This is a genomic window from Streptomyces sp. NPDC057963, from assembly GCF_042887155.1.
Taxonomy (GTDB): Bacteria; Actinomycetota; Actinomycetes; order Streptomycetales; family Streptomycetaceae; genus Streptomyces.
This window is the reverse complement of sequence record NZ_JBHVPX010000004.1, coordinates 1-19,738: the sequence shown is the minus strand read 5'-3', so window position 1 is coordinate 19,738 and position 19,738 is coordinate 1. Positions and strand designations below refer to the sequence as shown.

The window sequence follows — 19,738 nt, the reverse complement described above, 5'->3', positions numbered from 1 at the left end:
CCCGTTGTCCACAGGTTTGTGCAGCGCTGGTACGCGTTGCCCCGTGGCCGCGTACTCTGTCCCCCACCCATCCGACACCGCACGAAGAGAGCCCCCGGCCATGCCCCCTCAGGACATGACGACAGCTGCGTCTCCTTCCGGGGGCGCCACCCCCGAATCCACGGGTTCCGACCACGTCCTCGATGCGCTCCAGCACCAGGTCGCGGTATTCGCCCGCCGTGCCGAGCAGACCCGCCTCGGCGGTGTCGGCCAGGTGCGCAATTCCATGGACCGTGCCGCCTATCTGCTGCTCAACCGGCTGGATCGGGAAGGCCCGATGGGCGTCAAGGCACTGGCCGCGGGCATGGGGATCGACTCGTCGACCGTGACCCGGCAGGTCGCGCCGCTCGTCGACACCGGCCTGGTCAAGCGCACCTCGCACCCGGAGGACGGCCGGGCCGTCGTGCTCCAGCTGTCGCCGCGCGGCCAGGCACGGCTGGACGAGGTCCGCGCCTCCCGGCGCGAACTCATGACGCAGGTGACGGACGACTGGACGGCCGAGGAGCGCGAGACGTTCTGCACGCTGCTCACCCGGTTCAACACGGCACTGGCCGCCCGGCAGGCCGCGCACCAGGTGCCTCCGGCCGGATAGCGGGAGGCGGCGGCGGCCGGCGGTGCGGCGCGGCCTCCCCGTGCACACCTCTTGACCAGGGGCCCCCGCAACGGCTCGGATGAGCACTGTGCGAGAGCGCCAGGCGGGCCGGGAGCGGCGCCGCGCCCAGGAGTTCGAGACCTTCGTGGCGGGCGCGGCCGGCCGACTGCTGCACACGGCCACCCTGCTCACGGCCGAGCCCCTGCGGCCGCCCGGGGCCAACCCCCGGGCCCAGCGGATGCTCACGGCCGCGCTGGCCCGCACGTACGCGCAGTGGGAGCGGCTGCGCGGCGAGGACCCGTACGACCGCACCCGGCGGGAGCTGGCCGTCCGGTTCGCCCATGAGGTCTGGCGCCACCGCCGGCCGCGCGGCGGGCCGCTGGACCGGCTCACCCCGCAGGAGCGCCTGGTGCTCGTGCTGCGGCTGTACGAGGGCGTCGCGGAGGAGCAGGCCGCGGCGCTGCTGGGGCTTCCGGTGGAGCGGGTCCGGGCGATCTGCGCCCGTTCGGTGGCCACGATGCGCGGCACCCGCAGGCCCACGGCGCGACGGGGGCTGCAACGACCGCTGGAGGTCGCCCCGTGAGCCGCGGCGGCGGAAGGAGCGGCAGCCGGGAGGACGAGGTCCGGCGCATGCTGGACGGTCCCCATCCGCAGGTGCCCGCCGATCTGGCACAGCGGGCGGCCGAGCGCGGCGGCCGGCGGCTGCACCGGCGGCGTCTGGCCCGCCGGCTGATGCTGCTGGCGGCGTTCGCCGCGGTGGTCGCGTTCACGGTGTGGGCGGTGGCGGCGCAGCCGTGGCAGGTGCCGCCCGCCGAGACGACGCCGCCGCTGGACCGCTGGTGAGGTCCGGTGCGCGGCGAACGGCTGGTGAGGTCCGGTGCGGGGCGAACGGCTGGTGAGGTCCGCGGCGAACCGTGGCCGCCTCGTGCTCCGGCAAGGCAGCGGCTTGTCCACGGAACCGGAGCACGTACCACCTGCCGTCAGGTGCCTGGCCGTCACTGCCGTTCAGGCCACGAAGGTGCAGGCGGGCCGGTACCGGGACCGGTGTCGGCCGGTTGTCGGCGGTGGGCGGTGATCTGTCGGTGAGCTGTCGGTGGCTGCCGGGACATTGGGGCTGTCCGGCGTCGGCCATCAACGGCACCGGCCACCGGCATCGCATCGTCCCGACTCAATGGAACGGCGCTCCAGGTATCACCTGCCGGGTGTCCGCCCAGCGGTCCATGATCAGGAGAGAACCCCATGACCCCTGACGTCACGATCATCGGCGCCGGGCTCGGCGGCCTCGTGCTCGCCCGCGTCCTGCACGTCCACGGAATACCGGCCACGGTCTACGAGGCGGAGCCCTCCCCGGCTGCGCGTTCGCAGGGCGGGATGCTCGACATCCACGACCACAACGGGCAACTCGCCCTCAAGGCAGCCGACTTGATGGACGAGTTCCGTGGCCTCACCCTGGAGGGCCGCCAGGCGATGCGGGTCCTCGACCCGGACGGGACCGTCCTGTTCGACAAAGCCGACGACGGCACGGGCGGGCGCCCCGAGGTGCAACGCGGCGAGCTGCGACAGGTCCTGCTCGACTCGCTGCCCGTCGACACCGTCCGCTGGGGGCGCAAGGTCAGCAGCACCCGTGCCCTCGGCGGGGGCCGCCACGAGGTGGCGTTCGCGGGTGGCGGCACCGTCGTCACGAGCCTGCTGGTCGGCGCGGACGGCGCGTGGTCACGGGTCCGGCCGCTGCTCTCCACCGCCACACCCGAGTACGTCGGCAGGTCGGTCGTCGAGACCTACCTGTTCGACGCCGACACCCGGCACCCCGCCGCCGCGAAAGTGGTCGGCGACGGGTCGATGATCGCGCCCACGCCGGGCAGGGAGATCTTCGCCCACCGGGAAAGGGGCGACACCCTGCACGCCTACGTGGGGCTGTCCGAGCCGCGGGACTGGTTCGCCGCCATCGATTTCACCGATGCCGCCATGGCCACCGCGCGGATCGCGCAGGAGTTCGATGGCTGGGCGCCGGAGCTCACCGCGCTGATCACAGACAGCGATATCGCGCCGGTCCTGCGTCCCCTCTACGCTCTGCCGACCGGGCACCGGTGGGACCGGGTGTCAGGGGTGACTCTGGTCGGCGACGCCGCCCACCTCGCGGCTCCGGACGGCGAAGGCGCCAATCTGGCCATGCTCGACGGCGCAGAACTCGGCAAGGCCCTCGCTGCGCACCCCGACGACATCGAGGCCGCGCTCACCGAGTACGAGCAGGCCATGTTCCCCCGCAGCGCCGAGGCTGCCACTTTCGAAGGTGCCGAGGCCCACGGAACCGACTCCGACGACAGCACGGCCCACGACCTGATCAGCGCGTTCACCCGACACGAGCAGGCCCGGTAAGGCATTCGCCGTCGTGCGGGCCTCGGGCATCGACGAACCGGCCGAGACGAAGCGCGGTCCCGGTCCGCCCGGCAACCGGGGCCGGAGGAACCCGGAGCCGATACGCCGCCGTCGACCACACCCGGTCCTCAGCAGGCTGTACTCCACGAGAACTGGCGACAGTTGAACAGGAACGCCCACCCGTACCGAGGCCGGAGAAGGCCGGCACCTGACGGCGCCGGCCGCCCCGGGCGCGGCCGAGCGGGCCGGCGGGCGGGCTTCGGTGACCGGGCCCGCCCGCCTTCACCGTGCCCCGGCCGCGCACCGGTCTCAGCCGAGGGCCTGCGTCAGATCGGCCATCAGGTCGTCGGCGGACTCGATGCCGACGGAGATCCGGACGAGGTCGGCCGGCACCTCCAGCGGGGAGCCGGCCGCCGAGGCGTGCGTCATGCGGCCCGGGTGCTCCACAAGGGACTCGACGCCGCCCAGCGACTCACCGAGGGTGAACAGCTTCGCCCGGTTGCAGACGTGGACGGCCGCCTCCTCGCCGCCCACGACCCGGAAGGACACCATCCCGCCGAAGGCCTTCATCTGCTTGGCGGCGACCTCGTGACCCGGGTGCTCGGGCAGCCCCGGGTAGAGGACCTGGGTGACCTTGGGGTGCCGGGTCAGCAGATCGACGATCTTGGTGGCGTTCTCGCTGTGCCGGTCCATGCGGACCGCGAGGGTCTTGATGCCGCGCAGCACCAGCCAGGCGTCGAACGGTCCGGCGACCGCGCCCATCGCGTTCTGGTGGTACGCCAACTCCTCGGCCAGTTCCGGGTCGTTGACGATCAGCGCGCCGCCGACGACGTCCGAGTGGCCGCCCATGTACTTCGTGGTGGAGTGCACCACCACATCCGCCCCCAGGGCGAGCGGCTGCTGGAGGTAGGGGCTGGCGAAGGTGTTGTCGACGACCAGACGCGCACCCGCCGCACGGGCCACACCGGCGATCGCGGCGATGTCGGTGATGCCGAGCAGCGGGTTGGACGGGGTCTCCACCCAGATCGCCTTGGTGCGCGGAGTGATCGCCGCCCGTACCGCCGCCACGTCCGAGGTGTCGGCGACGGAGAACTCCACGCCCCACCGCGAGACGACCTTCGCGAACAGCCGGAACGTGCCGCCGTAGGCGTCGTTCGGGATGACCACGTGGTCGCCCGGGGTGAGCAGGGTGCGGAGCAGGCAGTCCTCGGCGGCCAGGCCGGACGCGAAGGCGAGGCCGCGACGGCCGCCCTCCAGGGCCGCGAGGTTGTCCTCCAGGGCGGTACGGGTCGGGTTGGCGCTGCGGCTGTACTCGTAGCCGCCGCGCAGTCCGCCCACGCCGTCCTGCTTGTACGTGGACACCTGGTAGATGGGCGGAACAACGGCGCCGGTGAGGGGATCGGCGGTGTTTCCCGCGTGGATCGCGAGAGTCTCGAAGCTGTGCTGGTCGCTCATGGGGCCCGAGCGTAGTTCGTCACGAGGGCGCTCACCGGGCTTCAGGGCCGTCCGGTGACAATGGAGGCATGGAGATTCTCTGGTTCCTGCTCGCGCTCTGCATGCTCGCCGCGGTCGTCGGCCCCTTCGTGCTGCGCCGCCGCGGCGGAATCCGCCAGGTCGCGCCCGGTTCGCCGGACGCCGCCGATCCGGACACCTACGGCTTCGTGCGCCAGGAGGAACTGGACGTCCGGCTGCCGGGCCCGGACCAGGATCTCCTCGACGTGCTCGATGTCGTGCAGCGCTCCCAGGACTGGCGGGCGGCCTCGCAGCTGCTGGCCGGTACGCCGAAGGAGGGCGAGGTGCGGTGGCAGCGGGTGCAGGCGTTCGCGGGTGCCGCCTCGCTGGAGCTGGCGCAGCAGCCCGGTGTCGGTGGTGCGTGGCTGCGCAAGTGGCGGGCCGAGGCGCCGAAGGACGCGGGCGGTGCGGCGGTGCACGCCGAGTTCCTGGTGCAGCAGGCGTGGCGTTCGTCGACTGCGGGGACGGACGACTTCCGGATCATCCTGGAGGAGGCCCGTACGGTCTGCGGCCAGGCCGCGCTGCTGGCGCCGGGCGACCCCGTCCCGTACCTCGTCGAACTGGCCGTCGCCCGCGGACTCGGCTACTCGCACGAGGAGTTCGACCAGCTCTGGGCGAAGATCATCGACCGGGCCCCGGCCCACATGGGCGCGCACATCACCGCGCTGCACTACTGGTGCGAGAAGTGGCACGGCTCCCGCGAGGAGGCCGACCGCTTCGCCACCACGGCCGCCGCCCGTGCCCCGCAGGGCTCGCTGCTGGCCGCGCTGCCGCTCTTTGCGGTCTACGAGCACCTGCCCGAGGTCAATCTCGTGCAGGGCTTCTACCGGAGCGCGGTGGTGACCAAGGCGGTCGAGGGCGCCCTGTTCGCGGTGCACGCGGCCCGTGCGGACGATCCGATGCTCGCCCACGTCCGGCACCTGCTGGTCCTCTTCCTCGTCCGGATGGAGCGCTGGTCGGAGGCGATGAACCAGCTCGTCCACATCGACGGCCACGTGGGCGCCCTGCCGTGGACGCAGAACTCCGACCCGGCCGCCGAGTACACGGTCTACCGGGCGCTGGCGGTCGCCGGCTACGAGGCGAACGGCGGCAGCCCGGCGACGCTGCCGCGGTAGCCGCGCGGAATCCACGGCATTCCCGGTGCGGAATCCACGGCATTCCCGGTGCGTTGTACCCACTGCACGCCGACCCCACGAGGAGCCCCCGCATGTTCCTGCAACGCCGTACCCCGCAGCTCCCCGCCCCCGAGGAGGCCCTGAAGGGCCGCCCCGCCCCCGAATTCACCGTCCCGTCCCACCACACGGTCCTCGGCAACCCGTTGCTGGGCCCGTACCCGGAGGGTCTGGAGGTGGCGGACTTCGCGCTGGGCTGCTTCTGGGGCGCCGAGCGCAAGTTCTGGCAGACGGACGGCGTCTGGACGACGCTCGCCGGCTACCAGGGCGGCTACACGGAGAACCCCGCGTACGAGGAGGTCTGCTCCGGCCTGACCGGCCACACGGAGGCCGTCCGCGTCGTCTTCGACCCGCGGACCGTCCCGTACGCCGAGCTGCTGAAGCTGTTCTGGGAGTCCCACGACCCGACGCAGGGCTTCCGCCAGGGCAATGACGTGGGCACCCAGTACCGTTCCGCGATCTACACCCACTCCCCCGAGCAGGCCGCGACCGTGGCGGCCTCCCGGGACGCGTACCAGAAGGTCCTCACGGGCTCCGGCTACGGCGAGATCACCACGGAGATCCTCCCGGCGGAGGGCCGCACGTTCTGGCCCGCCGAGGCGTACCACCAGCAGTACCTGGACAAGAACCCGGCGGGTTACTGCGGGATCGGCGGGACGGGCGTCTCCTGCCCCGTGGGAGTGGCTCCCGCCGGAGAGTGACAGGCTGCCCCGGGCCCGGTGAGTGCCCGCCTGCCGTCGGCCGTCGGGCACGCCCACACCCAGGCGCTACGGCGGGCCCCCGCCTCACCTACTGATACAACCACCGGGGCGATGGTCCGCGGATGTCTCGTGCCGCCTTCGCATCAGCGATGAACGCCGACCGACTGCGACCGCTGAAGGCGACCACGGGCCCCGAGGCGCCCTTGCGCGCACCGCCCCTACTTGGTCGTGTGCGTGGGGTAGACCTCGACGTCGGTGTAGGCGCCCTTGATCTCCCCCGCGCCCGCAGGCCACTTCAGGCTCACGGTGTGGGTCTCGTTCGGCGGCGTCACCAGGATGTTGGTCGGGGACGCGAGGCTGCCGCCGGTGTTGTCGATGTCGTAGGCAAGGTCGAAGACAGCAGCGTCGCCCGGCTTCAGGATGGTGACACGCGGCTGGGCATGGCCACGCTCGATGGGGTTCGAGGTGTGGTCGGCATCCTTGATGTCGACACCCGCGAAGCCCGTCGCCGAGCACGTGGTCGCACCCCGGTTGATCATGGTGATGTCGATCCTGCCGGAGTCCGCGTCGGGCGCGGCGTCCACGGCATCGATGGCCAGGTCCTTCGTCTTGCAGAACGTGACCTTGCCGCCCGTCTTCGTCGCGGCGTTCGCGGCGTTAGCGGCACCCGCACGGGCCTCAGCACCCTCACCGGAGCCCGACTTCGCGCTGCCGGCCACCGAGCCCCCGGAGCCCGAGCCACCCTCCGACTTCGAACCGCCGTCCGACTTCGAGCCACTGTCCGAGGACGAAGAAGACAAGGACGAGGACGAGGACGAGGACGTGGAGCCCTTGGAGGACGAGTCCTTCCCGGAGCCGTCGCTGCCACAGGCGGTGAGCGAGAGGGTGGCGGCAACGCCGATGGCGGCAAGAGCAGTGATGCGGGTGTACTTCACAGTGTTCCCCCAGAAGCAGCGCGGTGCGTGCGGTCAGAAATATTTGTATCTCGCACCGAGTCACAGGCGGTCCCCCACGACGTCTTCGTTCTGTCACAGGCGTATGGGGCGCTGTCAGTTGGCCGACCCGTGGGGTGATCTTCGGGTTGATCACGTTCGGGGAGCCGTCCGTGCCGGGTGCACTGCCGTCGCACATGACAACGCCTTGCCGGAGAATGAAGGTGGTGAAGGTACGGAGAGCATCGGCCGGCAGCCGTGCCCCGGCGTGCCCCACCAACCCGGCACCGCGGGCGGGCTCATGAAGCCCGGGGCGCTTTCGCGTGACCGCCCGTGATCCGGACGGGCCCTTGAGCGCAGCGCGCGGACCGATCGGCGGGAGGACGGCGGCAGGGCATGCGAGTGACGACGAGCGCCGCGGCGCGGACCGGCCGCGCGAACGAGGACTTCACCGGCGCCGTACCGACGGCGGCGGTGCTGATCGACGGTGCCGGCATCCCCGGCACCGCATCGGTCTGCCGGCACGGCGTGGCCTGGTACGCCAACCGCCTGGGAGGCAGCCTCCTCGGTCTCCTGTCACTCGTGCGGGACCGCAGCCTTGCGGAGCTTCTCGCCGAGGCCATCGAGCAGGTGACGGACGATCACCGGGACACCTGCGACGTAGCCGCCCCGATCAGCCCGTCGGCGGCCGTAGCCGTCCTGCGCCTGTCCGACGGCCTCGTCGAGTACCTGGTGCTCGGTGACGCGGTCCTCGTGCTCGACCGGGCGGACGATGCGCCGCTCGTCGTCTCCGATCCCCGGGAGGTGATCGTCGGCCGCCCGTACGCGTCCGCGCTCGAAGCCGTCGCCGAGGGAAGCGACGAGTACCGCCGAATCCTCCGAGATCTGCGGGCCAACCGGAACCGGCCGGGCGGCTTCTGGGTGGCCAAGGACGACCCGCGGGCGGCGGACGAAGCGATCACCGGAAGCTGGCCGCTCTCCGAGCTGACCGGTGCCGTCCTGCTCAGCAACGGAGCCGGCCGCATCGTGGATCGGTTTGGGCTCGCCGACTGGCCAGGGGTCATGGCCCTCCTGGCATCGAGCGGACCCGCCGAAATCATCCGCCGTGTCCGGCGGGCGGAGGCCCGCCACGCGGTGGCGGCGGACGATGCGACGATCGCGCACTGCACCGACCTCGGCGGGGCCTGACCGCCGCCGGAGCGTGGCTCCCCTTCGATCACGCACAACCGGGGCAGGGGGCGACGCGGCTTCTGGGGGCCTGCTTCGGGCTTGGGTTCCGGCCTCCGGACGGTCCGCGTCGGAGGCCGGGAAGCACGCTCAGGGCCGAAAGGCCCTCAGCGTGACGTCAACGAGCGAGTCGGCGTACCCGGCGGTCAGCGGGCCCGAGCGGTGCAGCCAGCGCTGGAACAGGGGTGCGTAGAGCACCTCCAGGACCAGGTCGAGGTCGGCGTCCGCGGCCAGTTGGCCGGCCCGTTGCGCGCCGCGCAGCCGCTCCTTCTTGGCGTCGTCCACCGGCCGGGCCAGCTTCTCGCGGTACTGCGCGGCAAGGCCGGGATCGTTGATGATCTCGTTGTTGAGCGCCCGGATCGGCTTCTCGAACTCCGGGTCGGCGAACTCGGCGACCGTCGCGCGCATGACCGTCTTGAGGTCGGCCTCGATGTCGCCGGTGTCCGGCAGCGCCGCGCCCTGCCCCTCGGCGCCCTCGCTGAGCGCCAGGAAGGCGTCGAAGATCACCGCGCCCTTGGACGGCCACCAGCGGTAGATCGTCTGCTTGCCGACACCGGCCCGGGCGGCGATGGTCTCGATCGCCACCTTGCCGTACCCGACCTCGGAAACCAGCGCACGGGTCGCTTCGAGGATCGCCTGTCGCGAACGTTCGCTGCGCCGGGAGCGGTCCGGTTGCGTGGCCTGGGGCATGGGCTCAGGCTAACACCTCAACGAGACGGACCGGTTCGCATTGACAGGGCCGCCGCCCCGGCAGGGGAAGAACTCAGCCGCAAGGCTCCGAGCCGACCGTAACCGCGCCCGGAACCGCTCTGGCCCGGCGCGAGGCCCGGCGCGAGGCCCGGCACGTCGCCCAGCGCCGATGGCATCGTGAGCCGAGGGGGCGTCCGGCGCGGGACACGGCCGAGAATGGGGCGTCACAGGATCCGCCGGACACTCCCCGGTCCCGACAGCGCTGTCGGGCCGCGGAGATCCGCGCCCGGTCGGCCACCGCCCCCGGCGGGGACCGGCCACCGTACGAAGAGGAGTTTTCACCGATGACGGACGAAGGCCGCGACACCCCTGCCGCCCCGGCCGGCCGGCCCTGGTTCATGGCCAACGAACTCCTCGCGTTCGCCGTCGAGTTGGCGGCACTGATCGCTCTGGGCCGGTGGGGTTTCCGCACCGGTGACGGCACGGCCGGCCGGCTGCTGCTGGGGCTGGGAACCCCGGCGGCGGCCATCGCGGTCTGGTGGCTGTTCGCCGCCCCGCGCGCCCGCTTCCGGCCGCCTCTCGCGGGGGTTCTGCTGGTCAAGGCGGTGGTGCTCGGCGGCGGTGTGTACGCGGTCCACGCGGTGGGGCATCCGGTGGGGGCGGTGTTCTTCGCGGTGGTGGTGGTCGTGAACACGGGGCTGGCGGAGACCTTTCGGCGCCGCGCGCCGCACAGTGCCGTGGAGGCCGCCCGAAACGGCTTCGGCCCGGTCGCGTGAGGCGGCCGGGCCGAAGCCGTCACTGAACGGACGGGCGGGTCAGATCAGTCCCTGCGCCAGCATCGCGTCCGCGACCAGTTCGAAGCCGGCGATGTTGGCGCCGACCACGTAGTTGCCGGGGCTGCCGTAGCGCTCGGCGGTGGTGTGGCAGGAGTCGTGGATGTGGCGCATGATCTCCGCGAGCCGCTCCTCGGTGTGGGTGAACGTCCAGGAGTCGCGCGAGGCGTTCTGCTGCATCTCCAGGGCGCTGGTCGCCACGCCGCCCGCGTTGGCCGCCTTTCCGGGGGCGAAGGCGACGCCCGCCTCCTGGAAGACGCGTACGGCCTCCGGCGTGGTGGGCATGTTGGCCCCTTCGGCCACTGCCTTCACGCCGTTGCGCACGAGGGCCAGGGCGTCGGTCTCGTGGAGTTCGTTCTGGGTGGCGCAGGGCAGGGCCACGTCGCAGGGGACGTTCCAGAGGCCGGTGCCGGGGACGAATACGGCGTGTTCGCCGCGGCGCTCCGCGTACTCGGAGACCCGGCCGCGGCCGGCCTCCTTGATCTCCTTGAGCAGGGCGAGGTCGATACCCTTCTCGTCGACGACGTAGCCGTCGGAGTCCGAGCAGGTCACCACGGTCGCGCCGAGCTGCTGGGCCTTCTCGATCGCGTAGATCGCGACGTTGCCCGAGCCCGATACGGCGATGCGCTGCCCGTCGAGGGACTCGCCGCGGCTGCGGAGCATCTCGGCGGTGAAGAGCACACAGCCGTACCCGGTCGCCTCGGTGCGTGCCTGGGCGCCGCCCCAGCCCAGGCCCTTTCCGGTGAGGACTCCGGACTCGTAGCGGTTGGTGATCCGCTTGTACTGTCCGAACAGGTAACCGATCTCGCGGCCGCCGACGCCGATGTCACCGGCGGGGACATCGGTGTACTCGCCGAGGTGGCGGTGGAGCTCGGTCATGAACGACTGGCAGAACCGCATGATCTCGGCGTCGGAGCGGCCCTTCGGGTCGAAGTCGGCGCCTCCCTTGCCACCGCCGATGGGCATGCCGGTGAGGGCGTTCTTGAAGATCTGCTCGAAGCCGAGGAACTTCACGATGCCGAGGTTGACCGAGGGGTGGAAGCGCAGCCCGCCCTTGTACGGCCCGAGCGAGCTGCTGAACTCGACCCGGAAGCCGCGGTTCACGTGGATGTCGCCGGAGTCGTCGGACCACGGCACGCGGAAGATGAGCTGGCGCTCCGGTTCGCAGACGCGCTCGATGATCCGGGCGTCCACGAACTCCGGTCGCTGTTCGAGGACCGGGCCGAGGGTCTCCAGGACCTCCCGTACCGCCTGGTGGAACTCCTTCTCGCCCTGGTTGCGACGGAGTATCTCCGCGTACAGCGGCTCGATGACACTCATGTGGTCAAGACCTTCCGTGGGTCGGGATCGCGCGCGAAGGTGCCTCCGCCCCGGAGGCACCTGCGGTCCCCCTCGCCATTGAGGGCGTCGCCCGGACATTGCGCGCTCTGCGCTCACGAAAGCGACGTACAGAACCGTTGTGGCATCACGATTGTCCCAGTGGCCCCGGAAATCCGTCCATGGTGTCCCCATCGTGGACTCCGCCGCCCTGGAGGCCCCGCCTCGGAGGCCCCGCCTCGGGCGTCCCCGCCGCGGACCCGGTCTACTGCTGCGAGGTGCGGTGCTGCATCCACAGCCCCACTCCGGACGCGAGGACGACCACACCGGAGACGATGCTCAGCGCGATGTTCAGGACGTTGTCCCCCACGAGGAAGTTCAGGGAGACGTTCGCGGCGAGCGCCGCGCAGAGCACGATCCAGAGCAGGGCCTTCATGGGGTTCCTCCGTGGTGGGGATGGTGTCGACGGTGTTCGGCGATGTCTCCATCCTTCCGGCCGCTGTCCGCCGTCACGAGGGACCGATCCCCCTGATCCGTGGTGGAGCCCGCTCCACCATCGTGCGGTTCTCACGGCCCCGTTAGGGTTTGCGGGATGGGGATCACCGAGGAGACGGCGCCGCGCGAGCGGCGGAGCGAGCGGTCCGGTGCCGGTCCGCGCCCGGCGGCCACGGAGGCCGCGCGGTGGTGGGTTCCGGGTGTCGCCGTGCTGGTCGTCGTGCCGTTGTACGGGGTGTGGGCGCTGGTGCTGGCCACCGGCGGCGGTGATCTGGCAGCGCAGTTCGCCTGGGCCGGATTCGCGTCCCGCCATCCCATGTCCGCGTACAACCTCTCCTGGTACGGAGGGACGCACACCGCCAATTACAGCCTGCTGACGCCGCCGCTCATGGCGGTGTTCGGGGTGCGGGCGGTCACCGTCGCCGCCGGGCTCGGCGGGTCGTGGGCGCTGGGGCGGCTCTGTGTGCGGAGCGGGGTGCGGTGGCCGGCCGCGGTCTCGGCGCTGGGGTCGCTGGTGCTCTGGTGCAATGTCGCGTCCGGGCGGACGACGTTCGCGCTGGGCGTGGCGATCGGGCTGGTCGCGCTGTTGTACGTGCGACGTCGTACGGGCGTCGCCGCGGGCTGTGCGGCGCTGGCGACGGCGGCGAGCCCGGTGGCGGGGCTGTTCCTGGTGGTGGTGGGTGCGGCGTACGGGCTCGACCGGCAGTGGCGGCGGGCGGCCGTGCTGCTCGTACCGCCCTTCGTGGTGGTCGCGACGACGACCGTGCTGTTCCCCTTCACGGGCGAACAGCCCATGGCCGTGGGGAAGTTGTGGATGCCGCTGGCCGCCTGCGCGGCCGTGTGGCTGGGGGCGCCGCGCGAGGGCGGCTGGCGGGTGGTCCGGTTCGCGAGTGCGGTGTACGGGGCCGGTGTCGTCCTGACCTTCCTGATCCCCTCGCCGATCGGGACGAACGTGGAGCGGCTGGTGGGGGTGGCCGGCCCGCCCGTGCTGCTCGCGGCGGCACTGGCCGTCCTGGCGGGGTGGGCACGGGGCGGCCGGCTGCTGCGGCTGCGGGCCGTCCTGCTCGTCGGGATGCTCGCGTTCAACACCGGCTGGCTGGTCGACAAGACCGATGACGATCTGCGGGTCTCCAGCACGGTGCCCGCCTGGGCGGCCCACACCGGCGGTGTGGTCGCCGAGTTGCGCAGGCTCGGTGCCGAACGGACCCGGGTGGAAGTCGTTCCGGCCCGCAATCACCGGGAGGCGGACGTCCTCGCCCCGCACGTGAACATGGCCCGCGGCTGGAACCGGCAGCTCGATGTGGAGCGCGGGCGGCTGTTCTACGGGGAGGGGCCGACCCCGGCCGCGTACCGCGCCTGGCTGGACCGGTGGGGTGTGGGCCTCGTGGTGCTGCACAGCGGCAGGCCGGACGGCCCGGCGGAGGCGGAGGCGGACGTCGTCCGGCGCGGGACGGACTGGCTGGAGCCGGTCTGGCAGGACGACGGGTGGCGGATCTACCGGGTGCGCGACGCCGTTCCGCTGGTCTCCGCGCCGGGCACCGTCGTACGCGGGGACGACGCCTCCCTGGTGGTACGGATGCCGGCGGCCGGGTCGGTGACGGTGCGGATCGCGTACTCCCCCTGGCTGCGGGCCGACGGCGGCGGTTGCGTGCGGCAGGACGGCGCGTGGACGCGGCTCACGGTGAAGCGGGGCGGCGTGTACCGGCTGGACTCGCGCTACCGGTTGTGGCCGTTCGGGGGCTGCTGACGGCGCCCCGCGCGGTTCAGTCGGTGACGCCGAGGTCCTGGCGCATCAGCCCCCGCATCGTGTCGAGGCAGGGGTCGGCCGCCTTCAGGTCCTCCAGGACCCGTTCGACGCTCTCGCCGTCGCGGGCCACGCCCCGGTCGAGGCGTTTGACGGCGGCGTCACCGGCGGCGAGGACCCGGTTGAGGTCGCGGGACGCCTGCAGTATCCGTTCCGGGACGATCATCTGCGCCTCGGCGTAGCGGTCGCGGTGGTCGAGGCGGGCCTCTTCGAGCTGGGTGCGTTCCTGCTCGGTGTAGACGTCGTCCCGGATGCGGTGCAGGGCGTCCTTGAGGAGCGTGTGGAACTGCCGGGAGGCCCGGTTCATGGCCGTGTACTGGACGCGTCGGTCCTCGAACTTCCGCTGCTCGCCGTCGAGTCGGGCCTGCTCCACGCGTCGGCGGTCGGTCAGCCGCTGCGCGAGGACCGGCGCGAAGAGAGTGCCGAGCACCCCGACTACTGCGGTGATCATGGCGGTGACGGCGGCGGTCATGACTGCGAGATTAATGCGAGGGGACCGGTGCGGTGGCCGATGCGGTGATATCGGCGCGACGACACACCTGCGGTGGCATCGGCACGACGAGGCACATGCGCTGGGGTCGGCGCGATGAGGCACATGCGAGGACGTGGGCGCGATGAGATCCGTGCGACGAGACACGTGCGAGGGGGCGGGTACGGCGCACGGGCCTGCCGGGAGAATCGGGGCGGGAGTGCCCGGGTACGCGGACCTGGGCACACCGGGACGGCCGATCGGACATGATGCCGTCATGACGACGTCGCGGGGCCCCAGACGCCCCCGGAGCGGGACCCGGCCCCTCTTACCGGCCGCCCGGCCGCCGTGGGGACACGGACTGCCGGAACCTGCGGGACCGTACTTCCTCCCCGCCCTCCCACCCGTCCCCGGGCAGCGGGCCGCGCCCCGTGTCCCGCCGCGTGCGGGCGACATGCGCCGCTATCTCGCCGTCGGTCTCGACTGCTACCTCTGCCTGGTCACCGCCGGCCTTCTGGCCCGGCCGTACGTGGACACGGCCGGGGTTCCCGAGACCGCCGGTCTGCTGCTCGGCCCGGCGCTCGCGTTCTCGTTCCTCAATCAGGTGGTCCTGACCGCCGCCGCCGGAGGCGGGGCAGGCAAGCTGATCATGGGGATACGGGTGATCAGACTGCCCGACGCCGGGCGCCCGGGGCCCCGGCTGCTGGTGCGGCGCTGGCTGTACGGGCTGTGCCGGCTGCCGTTGCAGCCGTGGTACGTGCTGCGCTCGTACCTCGCGGGACCCGGCGCCCTCCCCCTCAGCACCTTCTGGACCAGCGGGCACACCGACTCCATGGGCCTGCGCCAGGTCCGGCGCGGCGACCTCGCCGTCCTCCGGACCGCCGCCGCCCCCCACTGAGGCCATCCGCCGCGATCGGCCGCCGGGACACCGCCGATGGACCGGCCCGCCCGCCCGCCGTAGACGGGAGCGGTCCGGCCCGCCCGCCGTCGGCGGCAGGGACCCGCCGGACGGCCGGCGCCCCGCCCGCCCCTTCTCAGGCCGCCGCGTTCTCCGTGATCGTGACCCGGCCCTTGCGGATGGTCGCCAGCCGGGGCGCCCGCCGGGCGATGGCGCTGTCGTGCGTGACCATGATGAACGTCAGGCCGTGCTCCTTCCACATGGTCTCCAGTACCTCCATGACCTCGTCGCGCATCGACTCGTCGAGGTTGCCGGTGGGTTCGTCGGCGAGCAGCACCTTCGGCTGCTTGACCAGGGCTCGGGCGATCGCCACCCGCTGCTGCTGGCCCCCGGACATCTCGCCGGGCAGATGTCCGAGCCGCTCGCCGAGTCCGACCGAGTCCAGTGCCTCGGCGGCCCGCCTGCGCCGCTCGGCCGCCCTGCCGCCGAGCGGTACGAGCGCCGTCTCGACGTTCTCCTGGGCGGTGAGCGTCGGGATGAGGTTGAAGCTCTGGAAGACGAAGCCGATGTTCTGCGCGCGCACCGTGGTGAGTCTGGCCTCGCTGAGCTTCGCGAGGTCGACACCGTCGAGTTCGACGCTGCCGCCCGTGGGGCGGTCGAGGCCGCCGAGCATCTGCAGCAGTGTGGACTTGCCGCCACCGGTGGGGCCCTGGATGACCAGCCGGCCGCCGTCCTCGATGGTCAGGTCGACACCGGCGAGCGCGTTGACGGTGGTCTTGCCGCGCGCATAGCTCTTGGTGACGTCTCTGAGTGTGTACATGGGTCAACTCCTGCGGGAACGGGGTGGGGTGGGATGCCGGGGCCGGCTATGCGACGCGGCGCAGGGCATCGGCGGGGCGCAGCCGGGAGGCCCGCCAGCCACCGAACGCACCGGCGATCAGCCCACCCGCCACGGCCAGCACGACGGCGGTCAGGATGACGGAGAGCGAGACAGGTGCGGTCAGCGCGATGTCGAGCGTCTTGGCCGCGCCCGGTCCGCCCGGTCCGCCCATGAACCGGCCGCCGCCCATGCCGCCGCCCATACCGCCGCCCGAGCCGCCGAGCTGTGCGGTGAGGGTGGGGCTGATGGCGGTCACGGCGTACGCGCCGGCGAGACCGACGGCGATGCCGAGCACCCCGCCCAGCAGTCCGTTGACAAGGGCCTCGCCGACGACCTGGCGGGTGACCCGGCCGCTCTTCCAGCCGAGCGCCTTGAGGGTGCCGAACTCCCGTACGCGGCGGCTGACCGCCGAGGAGGTGAGCAGGCCCGCCACCAGGAAGGCGGCGGCCAGAACGGCGATGGAGAGCCACTTGCCGACGCTGGAGGCCAGGTCGGAGGCGGTGGAGAGGGAGCCGGAGACGGTGTCGGCGAGGTCGGCGGAGGTGGTGACGGTCGTGCCGGGGACGTTCTTCTGGACGGTGGCCTTCACCTGGTCGATCTGCTGCGAGTCCGCGGCCTCCACATAGACCGTGGTGACCTTGTCCTTCGAGTCCGCGAGCTTCTGCGCGGGCGTCAGCGGGATGTAGAGGTTGGCGGCGGCGTCGCCGCTGTCGGCGGTCGAGACCCCGTCCTGCTTGCCGATCGTATCGACGGTGGAGGAGGCCAGCGTCTGGAAGCCCTGGACCAGGACCCGGTCGCTGCTCTGCGTCGCGTCGTCGTCGTTGCCCCTGGCGTCGAAATCGAACTTCGGGCGTCCGTTGCCGGAACCGGGGGCGGCGGCGGCCTTGGTGACCGTCATGTCGGTACCGAGGCCGTACAGCGATTCCAGGACCTTGTCCTGGGCCTTGCTCATGCCGGCGGAGACCGAGCTGACGATGATGACCAGCGCGATGCCCAGGGCAAGTCCCGAGGCGACGACCAGCGCCGTCTTTCTGCGGCGGCGCAGCTCGCGCCGGAGGTAGGTGAAGAACATGGCGCGAGGCTAGGGACGCGTGGTGATGACGGGTTAAAGCCACGATGAGTGCTGGATGAGAACTCCTGCGTACGCCGGAGGCGGCGACACCGCGGGATCCGTGGGATCCGGGTGCCGCCGCCTCCGTACGGGATTCGGGAAGGGACTGCGGGAACTGCGGGAGGGGTGGGTGCCGCGGGTCAGGCCGCGGAGCCCGCCTTCCAGTCGGCCCAGCTCATGTTCCAGCCGTTGAGACCGTTGTCGGGGGTGACGGTCCTGTCCGGCGAGTTCTTGACGATGACCACGTCGCCGACGAGGGAGTTGTTGTAGAACCAGGCGGCGGGCTGGTTGGCGTCGCCCGCGCCCTGCACGTCGGCGAGGCCGACACAGCCGTGGCTGGTGTTGGCGCTGCCGAAGATCGACCGCGCGCCCCAGTAGTTGCCGTGGATGAAGGTGCCCGAGGTGGACAGCCGCATGGCGTGGGGCACGTCCTTGATGTCGTACTCGCCGCCGAAGCCGACGGTGTCACCGTTCATCCGGGTCTCCTTGAACTTCTCGGAGATCACCATCTGCCCGTTGTACGTGGGGTTGGTGGAGGAGCCGGAAGAGATCGGGACGGTCTTGATCGTCTTGCCGTTCTGGGTGACGGTCATCGTCTTGGTGTTGGCGTCGACCGTCGAGACCTGGTTGCGGCCGACCTTGAAGGTGACCGTCTTCTGCTGCACACCGAAGACGCCGTCCGCACCCTCGACGCCGTCCAGCGCCAGCTTCAGCGTGACGGTGGAGCCGCCCTGCCAGTAGCTCTCGGGGCGCAGGTCGAGGCGCTGGGAGTTGAACCAGTGGCCGACGACCTCCTGGCCGCTGCTGGACGTCACGGTGATGCCGTCCTGGACGGCCTTCTTGTCCGTGATCGGCTTGTTGAAGTTGATCGAGACCGGCATGCCGACGCCGACGGTGGAGCCGTCTTCGGGCGTGAAGTTGCCGATGAAGCTGTTGGCGGGCGACACGGTGGTGAAGGAGGAATTCTCGTGCGCCTCGCGGCCCTTGGAGTCCTTGGCCGTCGCGCTGATCTTGTACGTGGTCGAGCGCTCCAGCTGGACGTCGGGCTTCCAGCTCTTGCCGTCGGCGGCGAGCGTGCCCTTGACCGGCGCACCGGCCGTCGTGGTCAGGGTGACCTCGGACAGCGTGCCCTTGGAGACGGTGACCTTGGCGTCGTTGTTGATGCTCGCATTGGTCACGCCGTTCTTCGGCGCGATGGCTATCTGCGCTTCCGACGCGTCCTCGGCGGCCGCCTTGTCGACCTGGGCCGCCTGCGACTTCTTCGAGCCGTCGGCGCCACCGCCGTTGCAGGCCGTGAGCACCAGTACGCCGCCCAGCAGTGCAGACGCGGCCGTCAGGCCCCTGCGCCGCTTGCTTCCCGTCATCACACGCTTCTCCATCGTTGCCGAATCCCCAAAAACCCCGAGCAGAGCCGCCGTCGACCGGCGGAACCCGTCAATGGTCCTAGAACCCATGGAAAGGGTCCTCCGTTCCCCATCCAAGGAAGATGTGGGGAACAACACTCATCGACGCGTACGCGGCAGCGGCGGTTCCCGGCGCCGGTCGCGTATGTGCGACCGGTACGCACCACGGCCCCGGTCCGCCGAGAGCGGGCCGGGGCCGTGGCACATCGCGCCTGCTAGACCCGTTGTCCCGCACCGCCGCTCACGCCGCCGCGCTCGCCGTCTTCCACCCCATTGTGCGGGACGCCGTCGGCGCCCCCCGTACTGTCCCCCTCGCCGTTCTCCTCGTCCTCCTCCTCGGCCTCGTGGACCTCGTAGGCCTCGTCGTCCGCCTCGTCCTCGTCGTCGGGGTCCCAGGAGTCCGGGTCGTGGTCGACGAGCTCGCTGCTCCACGACGCCTGGGCGAGTTCGACCCCCGGCACCCCGCTGACCAGGTCGAACGGGTCGACGAGAGAAGCGAGGGCCTCCGCGCCGTCCTCCCGTACGGCCGCCTCGGCGCGCCGGCGCTCCTCGGCGGAGCCACCACCGAGTTCCCCGTACTCGGCGGCGATGGCCTCCAATGCGGTACCGCTCAGGGCGGCGGGGTCCGTGATCTCCCACACCATGTCGATCCGAAGCCGGACAAAGCGCGCTGACTCAGAAGTGCTCATGCGCCGGAGCGTAAGCGCCCCGCACCTGCGACTTTCCCGCGACCCGCTGCTTTCACTAGCATCGGCGTACAGGCCCGACTCACGGCTGTACAAAGGGGATCGATTCCGTGGCCGCTGCTCGTCGCCCGCTCCTGACCGCCACCGCCGCGGGCACCTTGCTGACCGCCCTGTGGTTCGTGCCCTCCGCCAACGCGACGGACGATCCGGCCGCCGCACCCGGCGCGCGGAGCCGGCCGGCCGGCGCCGACGGGAGCGCCGCGGCCGGTCCGGGGCTCGCCGACACGGGGACCGGGGTCGACACCACCCCGTATCTGATCGGCGGCACGGCGTTCCTGGGCATCGGCGCGGCGCTCGTCACCCACGCGGTACGCCGCTCCGGACCGGCCCCGGTGGGCCGCGCCGACGCCCTGTCCGCCTGATGCGCCCGTTCTTCCGCCGGATCCAGGGTCTTCCGTTCGGATCAGGCCGGACCCCGCGAGCCCGGCGTGATCCGGACGAGAGGCCCTAGTAGGGCTTTGTTAGGTGGTGTCGTAGGTCTGCCATGGGGTGGGTTGTCGGCAGGTGGGGCAGGTCCCGGTCCAGGTGGCTAACAGGTGTT

At 71.7% G+C, this 19,738-nt stretch carries 21 protein-coding genes; 11 read left to right on the top strand and 10 right to left on the bottom strand.

Annotation, left to right across the window (positions count from 1 at the left end):
* The first annotated feature begins 100 nt into the window (after positions 1-100).
* From ACFVT1_RS10380 to ACFVT1_RS10365, 4 genes are all read left to right on the top strand, one after another.
* A complete protein-coding gene (locus ACFVT1_RS10380; protein ID WP_389794110.1) occupies positions 101-631 on the top strand; it encodes a MarR family winged helix-turn-helix transcriptional regulator in 531 nt (176 codons plus the stop codon).
* An 88-nt stretch (positions 632-719) separates the two neighbouring features.
* Entirely contained in the window at positions 720-1,214 is a 495-nt protein-coding gene (locus ACFVT1_RS10375; protein WP_389794574.1) for a sigma factor-like helix-turn-helix DNA-binding protein, read from the top strand.
* Positions 1,215-1,261: 47 nt separating this feature from the next.
* Complete coding sequence (locus ACFVT1_RS10370; RefSeq protein ID WP_389794572.1) at positions 1,262-1,474, top strand: hypothetical protein; 213 nt, start codon at positions 1,262-1,264, stop codon at positions 1,472-1,474.
* Between the two features lie 396 nt (positions 1,475-1,870).
* The gene (locus ACFVT1_RS10365) at positions 1,871-3,007 is read left to right on the top strand and encodes an FAD-dependent oxidoreductase (protein ID WP_389794109.1); all 1,137 of its coding nucleotides are present in this window, start codon (positions 1,871-1,873) and stop codon (positions 3,005-3,007) included.
* Between the two features lie 309 nt (positions 3,008-3,316).
* Here the strand turns inward: ACFVT1_RS10365 and ACFVT1_RS10360 are convergent, their stop codons facing one another.
* Positions 3,317-4,462 carry a cystathionine gamma-synthase gene (locus ACFVT1_RS10360; RefSeq protein WP_389794108.1) on the bottom strand — a complete coding sequence of 382 codons (1,146 nt, stop codon included), beginning with the start codon at positions 4,460-4,462 and terminating at the stop codon, positions 3,317-3,319.
* A 68-nt stretch (positions 4,463-4,530) separates the two neighbouring features.
* Here ACFVT1_RS10360 and ACFVT1_RS10355 point away from each other — a divergent pair, with 68 nt between their 5' ends.
* Positions 4,531-5,634, top strand: a complete 1,104-nt coding sequence (locus ACFVT1_RS10355; RefSeq protein WP_389794107.1) for a hypothetical protein — start codon at positions 4,531-4,533, stop codon at positions 5,632-5,634.
* A gap of 92 nt (positions 5,635-5,726) precedes the next feature.
* Complete coding sequence (gene msrA / locus ACFVT1_RS10350) at positions 5,727-6,392, top strand: peptide-methionine (S)-S-oxide reductase MsrA (RefSeq protein ID WP_389794105.1); 666 nt, start codon at positions 5,727-5,729, stop codon at positions 6,390-6,392.
* Positions 6,393-6,610: 218 nt separating this feature from the next.
* Here the strand turns inward: msrA and ACFVT1_RS10345 are convergent, their stop codons facing one another.
* On the bottom strand, positions 6,611-7,327 hold the full coding sequence (locus tag ACFVT1_RS10345) for a DUF4232 domain-containing protein (RefSeq protein ID WP_389794103.1): 717 nt from the start codon (positions 7,325-7,327) through the stop codon (positions 6,611-6,613).
* A 393-nt stretch (positions 7,328-7,720) separates the two neighbouring features.
* On the opposite strand from ACFVT1_RS10345, the gene ACFVT1_RS10340 reads away from it, so the two are divergent.
* Complete coding sequence (locus tag ACFVT1_RS10340; RefSeq protein WP_389794101.1) at positions 7,721-8,512, top strand: integrase; 792 nt, start codon at positions 7,721-7,723, stop codon at positions 8,510-8,512.
* Between the two features lie 129 nt (positions 8,513-8,641).
* Here ACFVT1_RS10340 and ACFVT1_RS10335 read toward each other — a convergent pair whose 3' ends face one another.
* Complete coding sequence (locus tag ACFVT1_RS10335; protein WP_389794099.1) at positions 8,642-9,241, bottom strand: TetR/AcrR family transcriptional regulator; 600 nt, start codon at positions 9,239-9,241, stop codon at positions 8,642-8,644.
* 344 nt (positions 9,242-9,585) lie between these two features.
* Here ACFVT1_RS10335 and ACFVT1_RS10330 point away from each other — a divergent pair, with 344 nt between their 5' ends.
* Complete coding sequence (locus tag ACFVT1_RS10330) at positions 9,586-10,017, top strand: YrdB family protein (protein ID WP_389794097.1); 432 nt, start codon at positions 9,586-9,588, stop codon at positions 10,015-10,017.
* A gap of 39 nt (positions 10,018-10,056) precedes the next feature.
* On the opposite strand, the gene gdhA is transcribed toward ACFVT1_RS10330, so the two are convergent.
* Positions 10,057-11,394 (bottom strand): NADP-specific glutamate dehydrogenase, encoded by a 1,338-nt coding sequence (gene gdhA / locus ACFVT1_RS10325; RefSeq protein WP_389794096.1) that lies wholly within the window; start codon positions 11,392-11,394, stop codon positions 10,057-10,059.
* Positions 11,395-11,656: 262 nt separating this feature from the next.
* The gene (locus ACFVT1_RS10320) at positions 11,657-11,827 is read right to left on the bottom strand and encodes a hypothetical protein (protein WP_389794095.1); all 171 of its coding nucleotides are present in this window, start codon (positions 11,825-11,827) and stop codon (positions 11,657-11,659) included.
* A 156-nt stretch (positions 11,828-11,983) separates the two neighbouring features.
* On the opposite strand from ACFVT1_RS10320, the gene ACFVT1_RS10315 reads away from it, so the two are divergent.
* On the top strand, positions 11,984-13,633 hold the full coding sequence (locus ACFVT1_RS10315) for a hypothetical protein (RefSeq protein ID WP_389794094.1): 1,650 nt from the start codon (positions 11,984-11,986) through the stop codon (positions 13,631-13,633).
* Positions 13,634-13,649: 16 nt separating this feature from the next.
* On the opposite strand, the gene ACFVT1_RS10310 is transcribed toward ACFVT1_RS10315, so the two are convergent.
* A complete protein-coding gene (locus ACFVT1_RS10310) occupies positions 13,650-14,162 on the bottom strand; it encodes a hypothetical protein (protein WP_389794093.1) in 513 nt (170 codons plus the stop codon).
* Between the two features lie 451 nt (positions 14,163-14,613).
* On the opposite strand from ACFVT1_RS10310, the gene ACFVT1_RS10305 reads away from it, so the two are divergent.
* Complete coding sequence (locus tag ACFVT1_RS10305) at positions 14,614-15,057, top strand: RDD family protein (protein WP_389794092.1); 444 nt, start codon at positions 14,614-14,616, stop codon at positions 15,055-15,057.
* A 136-nt stretch (positions 15,058-15,193) separates the two neighbouring features.
* Here the strand turns inward: ACFVT1_RS10305 and ACFVT1_RS10300 are convergent, their stop codons facing one another.
* From ACFVT1_RS10300 to ACFVT1_RS10285, 4 genes are all read right to left on the bottom strand, one after another.
* Positions 15,194-15,877, bottom strand: coding sequence for an ABC transporter ATP-binding protein (locus tag ACFVT1_RS10300; RefSeq protein WP_389794091.1), 684 nt, complete (start codon positions 15,875-15,877; stop codon positions 15,194-15,196).
* A gap of 46 nt (positions 15,878-15,923) precedes the next feature.
* The gene (locus ACFVT1_RS10295; RefSeq protein ID WP_389794090.1) at positions 15,924-17,009 is read right to left on the bottom strand and encodes an ABC transporter permease; all 1,086 of its coding nucleotides are present in this window, start codon (positions 17,007-17,009) and stop codon (positions 15,924-15,926) included.
* A 179-nt stretch (positions 17,010-17,188) separates the two neighbouring features.
* Complete coding sequence (locus tag ACFVT1_RS10290) at positions 17,189-18,427, bottom strand: Ig-like domain-containing protein (RefSeq protein WP_389794089.1); 1,239 nt, start codon at positions 18,425-18,427, stop codon at positions 17,189-17,191.
* A gap of 239 nt (positions 18,428-18,666) precedes the next feature.
* Positions 18,667-19,140: a hypothetical protein gene (locus ACFVT1_RS10285; protein WP_389794088.1), complete on the bottom strand. Its 474-nt coding sequence runs from the start codon at positions 19,138-19,140 to the stop codon at positions 18,667-18,669.
* Between the two features lie 107 nt (positions 19,141-19,247).
* Here ACFVT1_RS10285 and ACFVT1_RS10280 point away from each other — a divergent pair, with 107 nt between their 5' ends.
* Complete coding sequence (locus ACFVT1_RS10280; protein WP_389794087.1) at positions 19,248-19,559, top strand: hypothetical protein; 312 nt, start codon at positions 19,248-19,250, stop codon at positions 19,557-19,559.
* Positions 19,560-19,738: the final 179 nt, after the last annotated feature.